Here is a 16,582-nt window from a genome sequence, read left to right on the forward strand (position 1 = left end):
TTGCGGCCGTGTCATTCTTCATTTGTCGGCGGCGCCGGGAAGCACCAAGCACCAAGCACCGCCGGCAAACCGGAAACCAGAGAAAAGGAAAAGTCTCATGGCTTTGGACCAGAGGAAGCGGGCCGAGTTCGTCAACGGCTACACCCGCGCCCTGATCAGCGCCTGGTCGAGCGAGGAGTACGCGGCCCGCCTGCGTACCGACGCCCGCGCCGCCCTCGCCGAGGCCGGCCTGGAGCTCCCGGCCGACGCCGAGATCGTCATCGTCCAGACTGCCGCCGAGGGCGAGCAGGAGGGCAACCTCGAGGTGCAGGTCGAGCTGTACGAGATCGGTCTGGCGACCGGTCGTTACGAGTTCCACATCCCGGAGACCCCGCAGATCGACACCGCCGAGCTGAGCGAGGGCGACCTGTCGGACATCGCGGCCGGCGGCAACTCCTGCTGCTGCCCGTGCTGCTGCTGCACCTGATCCAGCCGGGAAACCCGCCCGCCGGGCAAGGCGCCCGGCCGGTCGACCTGAGTGTCAGGTCGGCCTGAACACCCCACCAAGGAGCGATCCACAGTGGCGACTGCCGTCGGGGACCACCCCGTCTCAGTCCGCGGCCTGCGCAAGAGTTACGGCGACTGGCACGCGGTCCAGGGTCTGGATCTGGACATCTACCGGGGTGAGGTCTTCGCCCTGCTCGGGCCGAACGGCGCGGGCAAGACGACGACCGTCGAAATCCTGGAGGGCGTCCGCCAGCGAACCGGCGGTGACGTGCGGGTCCTCGGCTGTGACCCAGCCGAGGACCGGCGCGAGTGGCGCGCCAGGATCGGGGTGGTCCCGCAGACCACCGGCGCCTACTCGGACCTGACCGTCCGTGAGGTGGTCGAGCACTTCGCGGCGTTCTACCCGAACCCGCTGCCCGTCGGCCAGGTCATCGACATGGTCGGACTGGGCAAGCACGAGAAGAAGCAGAGCACGGACCTCTCCGGGGGCCAGGCCCGCCGACTCGACGTCGCGGTGGGCATCGTCGGCGACCCGGACCTGATCTTCCTGGACGAACCCACCACCGGGTTGGACCCGGTGGCTCGCCGGGAGGCCTGGGACCTGGTCCGCTACTTCTCCGAGCGCGGTCGCACCACCGTGCTCACCACGCACTACCTCGACGAGGCCGAGGCGCTGGCCCAGCGCGCCGCGGTGATCGTCGCCGGCCGAGTGGTCCAGTACGGGCCGCTGGCCGAGTTCGGCGGCCGCTCGCAGACTCCGACCACGGTCTCCTTCCGGATTCCGCCGGAGCTGGCCGGCCGCACGCTGCCGTCGTTGCCACCCGGGGCCGAGCCGGCCCCGGTGGGCGCGGACGGTCTGCTCAGGATCGCCACGCACGCCCCGACCGCGCTGCTCGCGACGCTGGTCCCGTGGGCGCACCAGGCGGGGGTCGGCGAGCTGCCCGAACTGCGGGTGCACCGGCCCACCCTGGAGGACATCTACCTGGACCTGATCCGGGAGAACGTCGACGGAACGGACCGCGGCGCCGACACCACCCAGCTCATCTCCGAGGCGGGCAAGCGATGACCCTCACCCAACCCACCGCCACCGCCTCCGCGGGCGGGACCATCGAGGCGCCCCGACGCGCCGCCCGGATGCCCGGCATCTGGCGGGCCGGCGCGGCCCGTTCCAAGGTGGAGCTGAGGGCGTTCTTCCGGAACAAGCAGTCGCTGGTCTTCACGCTGATGTTCCCGGTGATCCTGCTGGTCGTCTTCGGCTCGATCTTCTCGGGCAAGGTGGCCGGCACCGACACCGACCTCAAGCAGGTCTTCATGGCCGGCATCATCGCCGCCGGCGTGATGAGCACCGCCTTCTCCGGCCTGGCGATCAACATCGCGATCGAGCGCGACACCGGTACCGTCCGCCGGCTCGCGATGACCCCGATGCCCAAGTCGGCGTACTTCGTCGGCAAGCTCGTGCGGGTCATCGTCACCACCGTGCTGGAGGCGGTGCTGCTGATCGGCATCGCGCTGGCACTGTTCGGACTGCCGCTGCCCAGCACCCCGGAGCGCTGGTTCACCCTTGGCTGGGACCTGGCGCTCGGCACCGTCGCCTGCGCGATGGCCGGCGCCGCCTACTCGGCGCTGATCCCCAACAGCCGGTCGGCGGCGGCGATCGTCACCCCGGTCTTCATGGTGCTGCAGTTCATCTCCGGCGTGTTCTTCCCGTTCGGCCAACTGCCCGCCTGGATGCAGACGGTGGCCGCGTTCTTCCCGGTCAAGTGGATGGCCCAGGGCTTCCGCTCGGTCTTCCTGCCGGACTCCTTCACCGCCGTGGAACCGGCCGGGAACTGGGAGCTGGGGCACATCGCGATGGTCCTGGTGGCCTGGTCGCTGGCCGGCCTGGTGCTGACCGCCTTCTCCTTCCGCTGGCGCGGACCCCGGGTCCGCTGAGACCTGATAGGAGCTGGACCATGAGCACGACGGCGCCGGTGCGCCTGCCGGAGCACCTGATCCACCCGTTCGCCCCGGCCGGGCGGGCGAACCCGCACCCGGCGTACCGGTGGCTCCGGGCCAACGACCCGGTCCACTACGACGCCGCGTCCCGGCTCTGGCTCGTCACCGCGCACGCCGACTGCGCGACGGTGCTGCGCGACCCGCGCTTCTCCGCCGCGCAGGGCCAGCGGGAGCGGGCCCGGGACGACGCGCTGCCGCCGTCCATGCTCACCACCGACCCGCCGGACCACCACCGGCTCCGGGCCCCGGGGGCGCTGCTCCTGGGGCCGGCGGCCGTCCGTTCCCTTTCTGGCGGGCTCGCCGCCGACGTGGACGCGCTGCTCGACCGGCTGCCCGTGGGCGGGAGGGCGGACGCCGTCGCGGATCTCGGACGGCCGCTCGCCACCGCCGTCTACGCCCGGCTCTTCGGCCTGCCCGCAGGGGAGTTGAAGCGCTTCGAGGCGCTCGCCCGGGCCGCGTCCGTCAACCTCGACCCGATGGTGCCGCCGGCCCGCGCCGCCCTCGGGCGCAGCGCCGCGACCGCGCTCACCCACTACCTGGACGGGCACACCGCCCGTGCCACCGCCTCCGGGGCTGAGGTGCCGCTGACCGCCCTGGCCGCCGACGACCGGCTCAGCCGGGCCGAGATGCTCGGCATCCTCAACCTGGCCGTGATCGGCGGCTGGCAGCCGCTCGCAGAGTTCATCGGCAACGCGCTGCACCTGCTGCTGCCCGACCGTACGGCGGTCGCCAGGCTTGCTGAGGCCGACGAGGATCTCGCCCGGCTCGCGGTGGACGAACTGCTGCGGCTGGAGGCGCCGATCCCCTTCACCGCCCGGGTCACCACCGACCGGGTGGAGCTCAACGGCGGCGTGCTGCCGTCCGGCGCCCGGGTGCTCGCGGTGCTCACCGCCGCCAACCGCGACCCGGAGGTCTTCGCCGACCCGGACGCGCTGCGCCTGGACCGCAGCCCCAACCCGCACCTCGGCTTCGGCGGCGGCCCGCACTTCTGCCTGGCCGCCCCGCTGGTCCGCCAGACCGCCGCCCTGCTGCTGCCGCGCCTGGTCAGCCGCTTCCCGGCGCTGCGCGGCCCGGCGGGCGCCCCGGACTGGGACCAGTGCCTGGTCCCGCGCCGGCTGCGGGCCTTCCCGATCGAACTCGGGGGCGAGCAGTGACCACGTACGACGTGATCGTGGTGGGTGCCGGGGCGTCCGGTCTGAACTGCGCCCGACTGCTGTCCCGGGAGGGGCTGCGCGTCGTGGTGTACGAAGCCCGGGAGCGGCTCGGCGGCCGGATCCACACCTTCCACCCCGCCGACGGCGGCCCGCCGCTGGAACTCGGCGCCCAGGTGGTGCACGGGGACCGCAACCCGGTGCACGAGCTGGTCGGCCCCGGCCGCACCACCGCCGTACCGCGCCGGGTCACCGCCCGGATCGTCGAGGACGGCGCCGACCGGCCGATGGGCGCGCTGAGTGCTGGCCGTCGCGCACCCTGGCAGCTGGAAGCCATGCTGCACCGCGCCCCCGGCGTCACCGGCCTGTCGGTCGGCACCTGGCTGCGGGCGCATGGCAGCGCCGGCGCCGAGGCGGCGGCCGCCACCGAGTGGTTCCGGCAGAACTGGGCCACCGAACCCGAGCAGCTGAGCGCCGCCGCCGTCGCCGAGGCACACCGGCAGGACACCGTCGGCGAGGGCGAGTTCGCGATCGAGGGCGGCTTCGCCCGGCTGCCCGAGCGGCTGGCCGAGGGCCTGGCGGTGAGGCTCGGCGAGCCCGTCCGGGAGCTGGCGTACGAACCCGGGCGGGTCACCGTACGCACCGACACCGGGACGGCCGTCGCCCGCGCTGTGGTGATCACCGTCCCGCCCGCAGCCCTGGGTGAGGGCGCGATCGCCGGGCTGCCCCAGCACAAGCTGCAAGCCGCCTCTGGGCTTCCCGCCGGAGACGGCTACTGCGCGGTGGTCACCCTGGACCGGCCCGCGACCGACACCGTGATCGTCTTCGACGTGGACGGCCGCACCGGTTTCACCCGCTGTGCCGCCGGCCGCCCCGAGGTACTGGTGGTCGCCAAGGCCGACGCCGCCGCCGAACTGCGCGCGGCCGCCGACGACTCGGCGGCGCTGGCTGCCCTGCTGGCCGCCGCGCTGCCCTGGACCGAGGGGGCGTCCGTGCTCGATGTCGCCGTCGCCGACTGGGGCCGGGACCCGTACGCCGGCGGGGCGTTCACCGCGCCCCGGGCCGGGCTGGAGGACGCCGCCCGGCGGTGGGCGGAGGCGGTGGACGGCACGCTCTTCTTCGCCGGCGAGGCGACCGTCGCGGGGGAGCGGCTGCCCTGGGTGCAGGGCGCCCTGGAGAGCGGCGAGCGGGCCGCCGAGCAAGTCCTCAAGGCACTTCGATGAACGTGAGTCCGATGACCGTGCACCACGGCTGGTACCTGCTGGCCTTCCGATCCGAACTGACCGACGAGATCACCCCGTTGGCGATCGGCCCGCGCCGCCTGATCGCCGTCCGCGAGGGCGAGCGGATCCGCGTCCTGGACGCCAACTGCCCGCACCGCGGTGCCCACCTGGGCTACGGCGGGCGGCGCGAGGGCGACTGCCTGGTCTGCCCGTTCCACGGCAAGCGGATCGGCCTCGGGGATCCGTCCAAGCACTGGTCGGTCGCCGAGCACCGGGTGCTGGAGTGGGGCGACGCGCTGTTCGTCCGGCTCTCCGACGACCCGGACGGCGACCGCGGCTTCGAGCAGGCGGTCAAGGGCTGGGAGATGGACTATCCGCTGGCCGCGGCGGTGAGCCTGCCGGTGGACGTGCCGTCCGAGTACGTGGTGGAGAACGCCTTCGACCCGGACCACTTCAAGGCCGTGCACGGGGTGCCCGGCAACCGGGGGATGACCACCCGCCTCGGCGAGAGCGGCGAACTCGTCATCGAGGGCGAGTTCCTGATGCAGACCTCGCCGTGGCAGGACGCCCGCAAGCTGGAGGAGATCCGCTGGGAGGCGGTCCGCACGGGCCGGGTCCGCTGGGACTTCACACCGCGCTTCCACGCCCAGGCGTTCAGCCCCAACGTGGTGGTCACCGAATTCGGCCCGGAGGCGGAGCGGCAGGTGATCGTCACCGGCTCGGTGCCGACCGCCGACGGCGGTTGCGTCGCCCGGGTCGCCGTCGGCGTGCGCGAGAACCAGCGGGCCGCCCTGCCGGCCCTGCTCGGCGGCAGCGAGAAGGCGCTCGCCGAGGACAAGGTGGTCTGGGAACACCTGGACCACGACATGACCCCGCGCTACGACGCCCGGGACGAGCCGGTGCTCGCGTTCCGGGCCTTCTGCGAGGACTTCTACGGAGGCAACGGTGCCTGAGGGCCTGCACCTGCACTGCCAGGGCAGCGGCCCGGCCGTGCTGTGGATCCACGGCTACACGATGGACTCCACCACCTGGCAGCCGCTGTGGGACCGCCTGCCCGGCTGGACCCACATCGGGGTCGACCTGCCCGGTCACGGCGGCTCCGCGCCGCTGACGCCTGGGCTGACGCTCACGGCGTTGGCCGGGCAGCTGGCCGAGGTGGCGAAGGAGACCGGCGCCCGGCGGCTGATCGGGCTCTCCTTCGGATCGATGTCGGCCATCCAACTCGCCTTCCAAGAGCCCGATTTGCTCGATCGTCTCGTGCTCGCCGCCCCCACCCTCGCCGGCACCCCCAACGAGGACTCCGCCCGGGTCCGCTACAAGCAGCTGTCGATGCTCTACCGCTTCGCCGGGCCGGGCGAGCAGCTGGCCGACCTCTGGATGCAGTCCCCGCCGGACATCTTCACCGGCACCGAGCGCCACCCCGAACTCCGCGCCGCTCTACGGGAGGTGGTCGCCCGCCACAGCTGGGCCGAGCTCGGCAACCAGGCCATGGACGCCCTCACCGCCCACCGGCACACCGAGGACGACCTGGGCCGCATCACCGCTCGCACCCTGATTGTTCTTGGCGACGAAGACATGCCCGCGTTCGTCCGCAACGCCGAACTCCTCCGCGACACCGTCCCCGACTGTCGCCTGGAGACCCTCCCCGAAACCGGCCACCTCCCGCTGCTGGAGCGCCCGGACGCGTGCGCCCCGCTGATTGCCGCGCACCTGGCCTGAAAGTCTCCTGGTCAGCGGGGAGGGGCGGGAGCCGACGGAGACCGGCCGGAGCCTCAGTCGTCCAGAAATCCGCTGACCAGCTCGCGGAACGCCGTCGGCTCGTCGATCCAGGGCCAGTGCCCGCAGCCGGCGAGCACCTCCAAGCGGCCGACCGGGTAGCAGGACGCGACGCGCCGTGCCGCTCTGACGCCCGCCACCCCGTCCTCCGAACCGGCGACCACCAGCACCGGGCTGAGTACGGCAGCACGACGAGCGACCTCGGTCGCAGCGGCCGCCTCGGAGGCCGGGCGCACGTAGAAGGCGTCACGCAACCACGACGGGGGCGGCTGCGGATAGGTGGCTTCGGCCTCGTGGTGCCTGCGCGCCGCGTCCGACCACGCGCCGTAACTCCAAGGCTGGGGCCTCTCCAATCGGGTTGGCTCTGCTCGCCTGGGAGGACGAGCGGTAGTGCTTAGACCGTAGGGAGGAGGCGAAAAGCGACGGCATGTAAGCCTTCGGCCCGCCGCTCGGGAGCAGCGCGCCGTTGAGGGGAGGTCTGGGTCAGACCTCGATGGTGGCGGCGAAGGTCACGAACGCCTTCCAGGCGGCCCGCTCGAAGGCCAGCTGGAGGAGCGGGAAGTCGGCCTCACCGACTTCCCGCTCCTCTCGCCGTGCGCGCGCATGCGGGTCGCCCCGCGCTCGGCTCGTCGGCCCGCCCCAGCGCTGGGGCGGTTACTCCTGCAGGAAGGTTTCGGTGAAGCTGGTGCCGCTGGAGCCGAGCGCGCTGGTGCGGGCCTCGTAGGTGCCGTTCGAGCTGGGGTCGAGGGCGACCGGGCCGGAGGAGCCGAGGGACTTGCCGTCGACGGTGGCCGAGGTGAAGCTCAGGGTGCCGAAGTCGGGGTAGGACCCGGTCGGCGACTCGATGATGACCTCGGCGCTGGCCCGTTGCGCGGAAAGGGACTTGGTCGTGCTGTAGGTCCAGCCTCGCGAGGAGTCGGTCAGCTTGAGGGTGTACCTGCTGCTCCCGACGTAGGTCACCGAGGCGGTGATGTGGTCGCCGGCCGACACCGGGTACGAGCTGAGGCTCAGGTAGACCGGGTTCGCCGGGTACATCTCGTACCAGGCCTGGTTCACGGGGCTGCCGCTGGAGCAGTCGGTCGCCACCCCGGTCTGCTCCACGGTGGAGGAGCCGTACCCGTCGATGCCGACCCAGGGGGCGTAGAGGTCGTTGGTGGAGTTGCAGGTCGCGCTCGGCTCGGTCCAGGACGCCGAGACCGAGCTGAAGCCGCTGCCCGTGGCGGCGTAGCCGCCCCAGTTGTAGCCGTTGGTGTTGTACTGCAGGGGGCGGAACGAGAGTCCCTGTGCGGCCACCGCAGTGGTCGGCGCGGCGGGGACGGCGAGAGTCGTGGCCGCTGCCGCGAGGGTGGCGACACGTATCAGGAATCTGCGCATGCTGGCTCCTTCGTGAGGGGACGAACAGGAGGCTCACGCGCCAACCCGGGCCGTGGGGGCAGCCGTTGAGGGGTGGCAGTACAGGATGGCCGACTGTCATGAGCGGGGCAAGGGGCGCAGTGGGAAGGTTGGTGAAGGCATTGCCGTGTCAGGTAAACGGCTTGACGATGCATCTGGACGCTTACGCGGAGGGCCCGTCGTCCCGGGACACGGCCCAATGACGCACCGCGCCCCGTCGAGCACCGAGGCGCTCGACGGGGCGCGGCGAAGTGGGATCAGGTCACCCGCACCGGCCGGACCTCGACCAGGTCGCCCGGCGCCGCCGGCATCCGGCGGGCCCAGGAGACGGCCTCCTCCTCGTCGGCCACGTCGATCACCCAGAGCCCGCCCAGGTGCTCGTGCCCCTCCCGGTACGGGCCGTCGGAGACCGGCGTCTCCGGGCCCGGCACCACCAGCCGGGCGCTGCAGGCCCGCCGCAGGCCGCCGCCGTACCGTACGGTGACCCCGGCTTCGTGCATCTCGCGGCCGAACCGCGCGTGCGCGGCGTCGAGTTCGGCCTCCTCCGCGTCGCTCAGCCCGTTCCAGACCCGCTCGTCGCCGTGAATGAGCAGGGTGTATTCCATGGTTCTCAGTTCTCCGTTCCCAGCGGCCGGTTGGTGCGTGGAGGTCCGTCGCAGCGACGGACCTCCACCCGGCCTGATTCGCTGACCGGCAGTTTCGCCGCCCAGCGCAGCGCCTCCTCCTCGGAGGGCACGTCGATCACCCAGAGGCCGCCGACCTCCAGCACGCCTTCGGCAGAACGGGCCTCGCCCTCGGCGACCGTCGGCCGGGCCAGCCGCGCGCCGTAGACGATCCGCACGCCGGCCTCGGCCAGCTCGCGCCCGAAGGCGCGGTTTGCGGCGAAGCGCTGCTCGCGCTCCTCGGGCGTCATCCGGTCCCAGTCCGTCTCCTGGCCGAAGACCAGCAGGGCGTACTCCATGTCCCCTCCCGAAGCGGATGCGTCACATTTGGCGGTGCGCCAGGCGGGCGAACAGCCCGTCGCGGTCGGCCAGCAGTTCCTCGTACCGGCCCTGCTGGACCACCCGCCCCTGGTCCATGACGATGATCCGGTCGGCCTCGGCAACCGTCGACAGCCGGTGGGCGATCACCACCCGGGTCGCGTTGAGCCGTCGGGTCGACTCGGTGACCAGCCGCTGGGTCGGGTTGTCCAGCGCACTCGTCGCCTCGTCGAAGAAGACGATGCGGGGCCGGGAGACCAGCGCGCGGGCGATCATCAGGCGCTGCCGCTGGCCGCCGCTGAGGGTGCTGGTGCCCTCCGAGAGCACGGTGTTCATGCCCATCGGCATGGCCGCGATGTCCTTGTCGATGCCGGCCATCTCGGCGGCCGCCCAGGCGTCGTCCAGGGTGTGGTTGGTCGAGCCGACGATGTTGGCCTTGATGTCGCCGGCCAGCAGCGCGCCGTTCTGGAGCACCACCCCGCACTGGCGGCGTACCGCGGAGACTTCCAGCTCTCCCAGGTCCTGGCCGTCGTACAGGACGGTGCCGCTCTCCGGCCGCTCGAAGCCGAGCAGCAGCCGCAGCACGGTGGACTTTCCGCTGCCGGACGGGCCGACGACCGCCACGAACTCACCGGGCTCGATGCTCAGCGTGACGTCCTGCAGGGCCGCCGGGCCGTCCTCGCCGTAGCGGAAGGTGACGTGGCTCAGGCCGAGCCGGCCGGAGAGGTCGCCCGGGTCCGCCTTGCTGTCGTCGACCTCGGGCTTCTCCTCCAGGATCGGCCGCAGCCGTTCCAGCATCGGCACCACGCCCATCGCGGTGACCGCCGCCGAGGTGAACTGCAGGCTGGAGGCGATCAGCAGGTTGAAGGCGGTGAAGAAGGAGAGGAAGACGGGGATCGGCACCGCGCCGTCCAGCGGGCCGGCGATGATGCCGAAGATGACCACCGAGCAGACCAGCGGGAAGCCGGCGTTGAAGGTGGTGACGGCGTTCTGCACCCGGCGCGAGGAGGCGGCCAGGCCCCGGCCCTTGCCGAGTTCGGCGGCCCACACCCCGAACACCCGGTCCTCGGCCGCGGTCACCCGCAACTTGGGTACGGCGGTGAGCAGTTGGAAGACCCGGGCGGACATGGTCTGCTCGTGCGCGTACAGCTTGCGCTGCCAGCGGACCTCCAGCCGGCCGGCGGCCAGGCCGACGCCGACGCCGACCAGCACCAGCAGGGTGGCCAGTCCGGCGAGCCGCAGGTCGTAGAAGAAGACCAGCACCAGGTTGGCCAGACCGGTCAGCAGCCCGAGGGTGGCCGTGGTCATCATCCCGGAGAGGGTCTCCTGGGCGGCGCTGACACCGAGCACCGTGGTGCCCAGCTCGCCGGTGGAGTAGTTGGCGAAGAACGGCGCGGGCAGCGACAGCAGCCTGGTCCAGACGCCGACCTGCATCGCGGCGGTGGAGCGGCTCTCGATCCGCAGCACGGCGATGTTCTGCACGATGGACAGCGCGGCCACCGCCATCGCTGAGCCGATCACCACCAGCGCGCCCTCGGTGATCAGGTTGCGCTCGGCGTGGGCGACGAAGGTGCCGAGCACCTCGCCGGTCATGATCGGGACGAGCAGGCCGATCAGCGCGACCAGGGTGGCCATGCCGGTGAACATCCACAGGTCCTGGCGGTTGTTGCGCAGGCCGAAGCGGAGCAGCCCGGCGACGGACCGTACGGAGAGCGGCAGCGGCCGGTACAGCACGGTGGCCTTGTTCTGCAGCTCGGCGGCCAGCTTCGGGGTCAGCGGGGTGACCTTGCCGCCCTCGGCCAGGACGTAGCCGTTGCCCAGCGGGAGCAGGGCGACCGGGGCGCCGGCCTTGCGGTACCCGACCATCGCGCCGAGATCGTTGCGCCACCACGCGCCGTCCAGCCGTACGGACCGGGTGCGGACGTTGGAGGCCAGGGCGATCGCCTGCAGCCGGTCCAGCCGGCGGTCGTGGCCGTTGCCGGCCACCGGGGCGGTGACGCTGAAGCCCTCGTGCGCGGCGACCAGCCGGGCGGCGGCCAGGGTCGGTTCGTCGCCGGTCGCGTCGCCGATCCGCAGCCGGGAGGAGGTGTCGCGCAGGATGGTCTCGAAGCCACGGGCGGAGTCGGCGAGCGTCCCGGCGTCGCGTTCCTGGCGGGTGGCGATCAGCTCGGTCTCGGTGCCCCGGCGGGCCTCGATCCGGCGGTCGACGGCGTCCAGCAGCCGCCCGCAGTGGGCGGCCAGCCGCTCCCAGAGGCCGCCCTCGTCGAGCAGTTCGCGCGGGGAGCGGGCCCGGACGGTGGCCGGGCCGGTCGCGACCAGCCAGTCCCGTTCGGTGAGGCAGAGCTCGGCGCCCTCGGCGAGTTCGCCCTCCGCCCCCTCGGGGGCCTCGACGGCGCCCTCCTCGACCCGCACCCACTGCAGGCCGTCCACCGAACGGAGCGCCTGGCCCCTCTTGAGGACGGTCGGCTCCGCCGGGTCGAGCGGGGTGAACTCGCGCGGCGGCAGGGTGTCGCGCATCGCGCCGGCCAGCGCGGTGAGGCCGCGGCCCAGCCCGGCCAGGAACTGGTCGGCGGCGAGCTGCTGTTCGTCCTCGGGCAGGGCCCGGACGGCGGCGCCGGCCGCGGTGCCGCATTCCCGGCCGCGGGCGGACAGGCCCTCGACCCAGGAGGTGGCGAGGAAGGACAGCTCGGCGCCGAGCACCGGGCGGGCGACGATGCCGCGCCGGGGCCCGGCGGCCGCGCCGGGCACCAGGGTGCCCGCCTCGATCCGACAGAGGAAGTGCCAGCGGCCCTGCGGCGCACCGGAGTCGAGGTGGACGGCGAACAGGTCGACGGCGCCCGAGCGGACCAGCAGCATCCGCCCGGGGTCGTCCAGCGCGAGGTAGCGGTCGGCCAGCGGCTCGACCTGTTCGGCCGCCTCGGTGAAGAACGGTGAGAAGACTTCCACGGCGACACTCACAGCTCATCCTCCTCTTCGCGGCGCGCGGACTCGATGAGCGCGGTGTAGTGCCCGCCGAGCGCCAACAGCTCGTCGTGGGTGCCGCGTTCGGCGATGGAGCCCTCGTGCAGCACGATGATCTCGTCGGCGTCGCGGACGGTGGAGAGCCGGTGCGCGATGATCAGGCAGGCGCAGCCGCGGCGGCGCAGGTTGTCCGTGATCACGCGTTCGGTCTCCGGGTCGAGTGCGCTGGTCGCCTCGTCCAGCACCAGCAGGGTCGGTTCGGTGGCCAACGCCCGTGCCAGCTCCAGTCGTTGGCGCTGGCCGCCGCTGAAGTTGCGGCCGCCCTCCAGGACCGGGCTGTGGATGCCGCCGGGGCGGGTCATCACGGTGTCGAAGACGGCGGCGTCGCGCAGCGCGGCGGTGACCGCCTCGTCGGGGACGTCGTCGTTCCAGAGCGTCAGGTTGTCCCGGACGGTGCCCTCGAACAGCGAGATGTCCTGGTCCACGTAGGCCAGTGAGGAGGCCAGGACGGTCCGGGAGATCTCCTCGCGCGGCCGCCCGTCCAGCAGGATCCGGCCCGACCACGGGGTGTAGAGGCCGGTCAGCAGCCGGCCCAGGGTGGACTTGCCGCTGCCGGAGCCGCCGACCACGGCGATCCGGCGGCCGGGGACCACGGTCAGGCTGAGGTCCTTGATGATCGGGTCGGAGAGCGGGCTGTAGCCGAAGCGGACGTTCTCGAACTCCAGGTTGCCGTCCAGCTTGGGCCCGGCCGGCGGCTCGGGCTTGGCGAAGGCGGCGGCCACCGGGTAACGCTCGACGTCGTACAGCCGCTTGATGTCGGCGGTGACGTCCTGCAGCCGGCCGCCCAGGTTGGTGAGCTGGGTGACCGGGCGGCTGAGCGCGGCCAGCAGGGTCTGGAAGGAGACCAGGATGCCGACGCTCATCGCGCCGTCCACCACCCGCTGGCCGCCGACCAGCAGGATCAGCCCGCTGTTGAGCGCGGCCAGCATCGGCGGCACCACGGTGAGCACGGCGCTGGGGATGCCCAGCTTCTGCTTGGCGGTGACCACCTTGGCCAGGAAGCCGGCCCAGCGGCTGAAGGCGTCCTGCTCGGCGCCGGTGGCCTTGACGGTCTCGATCAGCGCGAGGGTGGTGAAGGTGGTCGCGGTGAGGTTGCCGCGGTCGGTGCGCAGCGCGGCGACCGCGTCGGTACGGGCCCGGGCGACGGCCTGCAGCACGACGACGTTGAGCAGCGCCATGCCGACGCCGACCACGCCGAGCAGGATGTCGTAGCGGATCAGCACGGCCGCGTAGAACAGCACCAGGCCGAGGTTGATCACGGTGAGCGCGAGGTCGCGGGAGAGGATCTCGGCGACCACGTCGTTGCCGGACACCCGCTTGGCCACCTCGGCCGGGCGGCGCTGCAGGAAGAAGTCGACCGGCAGTCGCAGCAGGTGCCGGAAGAACCGGGCGGAGCTGACCAGCCCCATCCGGATCTCGATCCGCAGCAGGTAGTGCCGTTGGACGGAGGTCAGCACGAACACGACGACGGCGGTGGCGGTCATGGCGGCCAGCAGCGGGAGGAGGTAGCCGCTTCCGCTGCCGGCCAGGACCCGGTCGATGAACACCCGGGTGTACGCGGGGATCGCGATGCCGGGCAGCACCAGCAGCAGGCTGGCGAGCAGCACCAGCGGCATCGCGCGTCCGGTGGGCAGCCGGCGTTCCAGCAGGGCGCGGCCGATGCCGCCCTTGTCGCCGCCGGGCTCGAAGTCGGGGCCCTTCTCGAAGGAGAGCACGATCCCGGTGAAGCCGGAGTCGAACTCGTCCCACTCCATCAGGCGCGGGCCGCTGGCCGGGTCGTTGACCGCGACGACGGTGCGGCCGTACCGGGTGCGGATGCCCTCGACGACCATGAAGTGCTGGAAGGCCCAGAAGATGATCACCGGGCCGTCGAGGTCGCGGAGGTTCTCGGCCTCGGTCTGGTAGCCGCGCGCCTTCAGCCCGTACGTCCGGGCGGCGTTCAGCAGGGTGGAGGCACGGGCGCCGTCGCGGGAGACGCCGCAGACGCCGCGCAGGTCCTCCAGCGGGACCCAACGGCCGTGGTAGGCGAGGATCATGGCGAGGCTGGCCGCGCCGCACTCCACCGACTCCATCTGCAGGACGGTGGGGACGACGTGCCGCCAGCGCCGCGGCGCGGCCGCCCGGGTGGGGCGGCCGCGGCGGCGCTTCTTGTCCGGCGTGGGCGCGGGAGCTTCGGCCGGGGTGGTCTCCGGGATCGTGGCTGTCATCGGAGCCCCCCTCAGCGGCCGAGGATCAGGTTGAACGGTGTCTGCTTGCCCACGTTGATCGTGGCGGTGACCGCGACCTGGGTGCCCAGCGGGTTCGGCGGGCCGCTCTGCGAGGTCCAGGAGTAGCCGGTCGGGGTGTTCGGGTCGGGCGTCAGCTCGACCACGACCAGGCGGGGCGCGTCCTTGCCCAGGTAGCGCTGGGCGGCGAGGTCGCCGCCGACCAGGCCGGAGACGGCCTCCTTGGTGAGCGCGTACGGGCTGACCGAGCTGACCGTGCCGCGCAGCAGGCCGAAGGCGCCGGCCGGGCTGGTGGACACGTTGAGGTCGACCTGGTCGCCGGGCGCGAGCCCGACGGTGTGGGTCGCGGGCACGAAGACCATCGCGACCATGCCCTCCTGGGGGTCGTCGATCCGTTCGACCGAGACCACCGGGGAGCCGGGGGCGACCACCTGGCCGTCGGTGACCGACAGGCCGACCACCCGCCCGCCGAACGGGCTGGTGATCTCCCGGCTGTGGCCCTCGGCGTCCTCGACCCGGGCCACCGACTGGCCTTGCTTGACCTGGTCGGAGGGCTTGGCCAGGACGGTGCGGACCATCCCGCCGAACGGGCTCTGGATCATCGCGGTGCCGTGCGGGCGGCTCAGCAGACCGGGGGCGTCCACGGTGATCGGGATGGTCCCGGCGAAGGTCCACAGCAGCGCCGCCGCCATGGTGATCATGACGACGAACAGGGCGATCCAGCCCCGCGGTGCGGCGAGCAGGGTGGGTGAGTCGAGCTCGTCCGGCTCGCGCATCCGCTGCAGTGCCTTGAAACGGAACTTCATCGTCTGGCTTCTCTCCTCGGGACGCCGACGTCCTGGCGCAGCGTCGGCGGTCGGCTGCCGATGACCAGCTCACCGACGGTGCCCTCGGTGAAGTAGTCGAGGCCGCTGGCCGCGGCGAAGTCGGCCGCGTCACCGCCGCCGAGGCCGCAGACCGCGAGGTCCATGGCGGTGCCGACCAGGTAGAGGGTCTGGTAGAGCGCGCCGACGTGCTTGAGGATCAGCGGGTAGGCGACCGTCTCGTACTTCCACATCACCCGGCCGAAGCGCGCGGTGACCAGCAGCACCACCTGCGGGTCGGCCGGCATCAGGCTCGACTCGCGGGCGCTCTTGACCAGTTGGGCGGTCGCCTGGTTGGGCTCGCTGACCAGCTCCAGCTCGTGCCGGTCGGTCGCGTAGTGCCACAGGCCGGGTGCCAGGCCCGCGCAGGAGGTCACCAGCGGGTACACCTCCAGCTCGTGCACCGCGCCGCCGCTCGGGTACGGCCGGTCGGCCAGCTCCTGGCCGTCGCCGCCGGTGAAGGTCTGCCGCCGCCGGACGCTGCGGTAGAGCAGCTCGCCGAGCTGCTCCAGCGTGATCGGCGCCTGCTCGTCGTGGTCGCGCACCGAGCGGCGCTGCTCCAGCACCTCGGTGAACGGCCGGTCGGCGCGGGCGAGTTCGTCCAGGTCCGGGATGGACAGCGCGACCTTCTCGCCCGGGAAGGGCGCCGGCGAGGCCGGCTCGGGGTCGAAGCGGTCGCCGAACCGGTAGGTGCCGCCGTACCCGGCGACGCTGGTGGGCCGGCGGGTGCGGGAGTGGAAGGCGAGGTCGGCGGCCTGCCACTGGGCGAAGCGTTGCTCCTCGGCCTCCGGCTCGGCGCCGGGGGAGCCGTACGCCAGCAGCCCGGCGGCGGCGAACAGCCGCAGGGTCTGCCGGACGGCGTCCAGCGGCAGGCCGCCGGGCAGTTGGGCGAGCGCCGCGGGGCTGGTCCAGCCGGCCAGGGCGGCCAGCAGGCCGGCCGCCCTGGCGGTCAGCTGGACGGCCAGCGGGCTGCCCGGGGCGCGTACCAGCAGGGCGCCGTCCTCGACCGCGGCGGAGGCGAAGCGGGACAGCTTCACCTGGCCGGTCGGGTCCGGGGTGGGGCCCGGCTCGGCGGCGCCCCGGCCGACCGGCCGCAGCCGGGCCAGCGGCTCGACCGCGCTGTCGGTCGCGGTGCAGGTCGCGAGGTGGACGGAGTGCTCCAGCATCCCGGCCATCCCGAGCCGGCGACGGGTCAGCTGCCAGCGCAGCAGTCCGGCGTCGCCGTCCCGGGCCGCGACCAGGGCGGCCAGTTCCTCCTCGGTCTGCTCCCCGGCGGCCAGCGCGGCCACCGCCTCCATGGCGCCGGGCGCCAGGTCGGGCAGATTCAGCGCGCCGACGGGCGCGGTCAGCCGTACGGCCCGGGGGCCGAGCGGGGCGAGCGCGCCGTCGGGGCGCAGCCGCAGCCGGCGGACCGTTCGGGCGGCCGCGGGCAGGTGGATCTCGTCGAGTTCGGTGGTCATCGCGTCAGCA

The 16,582-nt window shown here is 72.9% G+C and carries 14 protein-coding genes and 1 pseudogene; 7 read left to right on the top strand and 8 right to left on the bottom strand.

Going from position 1 to position 16,582, the window contains the following annotated elements; all coding sequences use genetic code 11:
• Nucleotides 1-97 precede the first annotated feature (97 nt).
• The 7 genes from ACWC9T_RS10640 to ACWC9T_RS10670 all read left to right on the top strand — a co-directional run bounded on the left by ACWC9T_RS10640 (nucleotide 98) and on the right by ACWC9T_RS10670 (nucleotide 6,574).
• Complete coding sequence (locus ACWC9T_RS10640) at nucleotides 98-466, top strand: hypothetical protein (RefSeq protein ID WP_223886012.1); 369 nt, start codon at nucleotides 98-100, stop codon at nucleotides 464-466.
• 93 nt (nucleotides 467-559) lie between these two features.
• Complete coding sequence (locus ACWC9T_RS10645) at nucleotides 560-1,552, top strand: ABC transporter ATP-binding protein (protein ID WP_449820679.1); 993 nt, start codon at nucleotides 560-562, stop codon at nucleotides 1,550-1,552.
• A complete protein-coding gene (locus ACWC9T_RS10650; protein WP_449820680.1) occupies nucleotides 1,549-2,418 on the top strand; it encodes an ABC transporter permease in 870 nt (289 codons plus the stop codon). Before ACWC9T_RS10645 ends, ACWC9T_RS10650 begins: the two co-directional genes overlap by 4 nt.
• Before the next feature lie 20 nt (nucleotides 2,419-2,438).
• Nucleotides 2,439-3,635 carry a cytochrome P450 gene (locus tag ACWC9T_RS10655; RefSeq protein WP_449820681.1) on the top strand — a complete coding sequence of 399 codons (1,197 nt, stop codon included), beginning with the start codon at nucleotides 2,439-2,441 and terminating at the stop codon, nucleotides 3,633-3,635.
• Nucleotides 3,632-4,855, top strand: a complete 1,224-nt coding sequence (locus ACWC9T_RS10660) for a flavin monoamine oxidase family protein (protein WP_449820682.1) — start codon at nucleotides 3,632-3,634, stop codon at nucleotides 4,853-4,855. Before ACWC9T_RS10655 ends, ACWC9T_RS10660 begins: the two co-directional genes overlap by 4 nt.
• Nucleotides 4,856-4,866: 11 nt before the next feature.
• Nucleotides 4,867-5,808 carry a Rieske 2Fe-2S domain-containing protein gene (locus ACWC9T_RS10665; RefSeq protein WP_449820683.1) on the top strand — a complete coding sequence of 314 codons (942 nt, stop codon included), beginning with the start codon at nucleotides 4,867-4,869 and terminating at the stop codon, nucleotides 5,806-5,808.
• The gene (locus ACWC9T_RS10670; RefSeq protein WP_449820684.1) at nucleotides 5,801-6,574 is read left to right on the top strand and encodes an alpha/beta fold hydrolase; all 774 of its coding nucleotides are present in this window, start codon (nucleotides 5,801-5,803) and stop codon (nucleotides 6,572-6,574) included. The genes ACWC9T_RS10665 and ACWC9T_RS10670 overlap by 8 nt, the downstream gene beginning before the upstream one ends.
• Before the next feature lie 53 nt (nucleotides 6,575-6,627).
• Here ACWC9T_RS10670 and ACWC9T_RS10675 read toward each other — a convergent pair.
• The 8 genes and pseudogenes from ACWC9T_RS10675 to ACWC9T_RS10710 all read right to left on the bottom strand — a co-directional run.
• Nucleotides 6,628-7,017, bottom strand: a pseudogene (locus ACWC9T_RS10675) (alpha/beta fold hydrolase); the annotation flags it as partial.
• Nucleotides 7,018-7,285: 268 nt separating this feature from the next.
• Nucleotides 7,286-8,005, bottom strand: coding sequence for a G1 family glutamic endopeptidase (locus ACWC9T_RS10680; protein WP_449820685.1), 720 nt, complete (start codon nucleotides 8,003-8,005; stop codon nucleotides 7,286-7,288).
• 275 nt (nucleotides 8,006-8,280) lie between these two features.
• Complete coding sequence (locus tag ACWC9T_RS10685; protein ID WP_449820686.1) at nucleotides 8,281-8,628, bottom strand: YciI family protein; 348 nt, start codon at nucleotides 8,626-8,628, stop codon at nucleotides 8,281-8,283.
• Nucleotides 8,629-8,633: 5 nt separating this feature from the next.
• Nucleotides 8,634-8,984, bottom strand: coding sequence for a YciI family protein (locus ACWC9T_RS10690; RefSeq protein WP_449820687.1), 351 nt, complete (start codon nucleotides 8,982-8,984; stop codon nucleotides 8,634-8,636).
• 22 nt (nucleotides 8,985-9,006) lie between these two features.
• A complete protein-coding gene (locus tag ACWC9T_RS10695; protein WP_449820688.1) occupies nucleotides 9,007-11,961 on the bottom strand; it encodes an NHLP bacteriocin export ABC transporter permease/ATPase subunit in 2,955 nt (984 codons plus the stop codon).
• Nucleotides 11,958-14,231 carry an NHLP family bacteriocin export ABC transporter peptidase/permease/ATPase subunit gene (locus ACWC9T_RS10700; protein ID WP_449820689.1) on the bottom strand — a complete coding sequence of 758 codons (2,274 nt, stop codon included), beginning with the start codon at nucleotides 14,229-14,231 and terminating at the stop codon, nucleotides 11,958-11,960. The genes ACWC9T_RS10695 and ACWC9T_RS10700 overlap by 4 nt, the downstream gene beginning before the upstream one ends.
• A gap of 11 nt (nucleotides 14,232-14,242) precedes the next feature.
• A complete protein-coding gene (locus ACWC9T_RS10705; RefSeq protein WP_449820690.1) occupies nucleotides 14,243-15,055 on the bottom strand; it encodes an HlyD family efflux transporter periplasmic adaptor subunit in 813 nt (270 codons plus the stop codon).
• Nucleotides 15,052-16,572 (bottom strand): SagB family peptide dehydrogenase, encoded by a 1,521-nt coding sequence (locus ACWC9T_RS10710; protein WP_449820691.1) that lies wholly within the window; start codon nucleotides 16,570-16,572, stop codon nucleotides 15,052-15,054. The genes ACWC9T_RS10705 and ACWC9T_RS10710 overlap by 4 nt, the downstream gene beginning before the upstream one ends.
• Nucleotides 16,573-16,582 lie beyond the last annotated feature (10 nt).

The sequence above is a fragment of the Kitasatospora sp. NPDC001159 genome, from assembly GCF_053598235.1.

Bases quoted from the DNA above. Each gene is read 5' to 3' on its own strand.
- ACWC9T_RS10710 (WP_449820691.1), bottom strand. From the start codon at position 16,572: ATGACCACCGAACTCGACGAGATCCACCTGCCCGCGGCCGCCCGAACG.
- ACWC9T_RS10700 (WP_449820689.1), bottom strand. From the start codon at position 14,231: ATGACAGCCACGATCCCGGAGACCACCCCGGCCGAAGCTCCCGCGCCC.
- ACWC9T_RS10655 (WP_449820681.1), top strand. From the start codon at position 2,439: ATGAGCACGACGGCGCCGGTGCGCCTGCCGGAGCACCTGATCCACCCG.
- ACWC9T_RS10690 (WP_449820687.1), bottom strand. From the start codon at position 8,984: ATGGAGTACGCCCTGCTGGTCTTCGGCCAGGAGACGGACTGGGACCGG.
- ACWC9T_RS10665 (WP_449820683.1), top strand. From the start codon at position 4,867: ATGACCGTGCACCACGGCTGGTACCTGCTGGCCTTCCGATCCGAACTG.
- ACWC9T_RS10640 (WP_223886012.1), top strand. From the start codon at position 98: ATGGCTTTGGACCAGAGGAAGCGGGCCGAGTTCGTCAACGGCTACACC.
- ACWC9T_RS10680 (WP_449820685.1), bottom strand. From the start codon at position 8,005: ATGCGCAGATTCCTGATACGTGTCGCCACCCTCGCGGCAGCGGCCACG.
- ACWC9T_RS10650 (WP_449820680.1), top strand. From the start codon at position 1,549: ATGACCCTCACCCAACCCACCGCCACCGCCTCCGCGGGCGGGACCATC.
- ACWC9T_RS10685 (WP_449820686.1), bottom strand. From the start codon at position 8,628: ATGGAATACACCCTGCTCATTCACGGCGACGAGCGGGTCTGGAACGGG.
- ACWC9T_RS10705 (WP_449820690.1), bottom strand. From the start codon at position 15,055: ATGAAGTTCCGTTTCAAGGCACTGCAGCGGATGCGCGAGCCGGACGAG.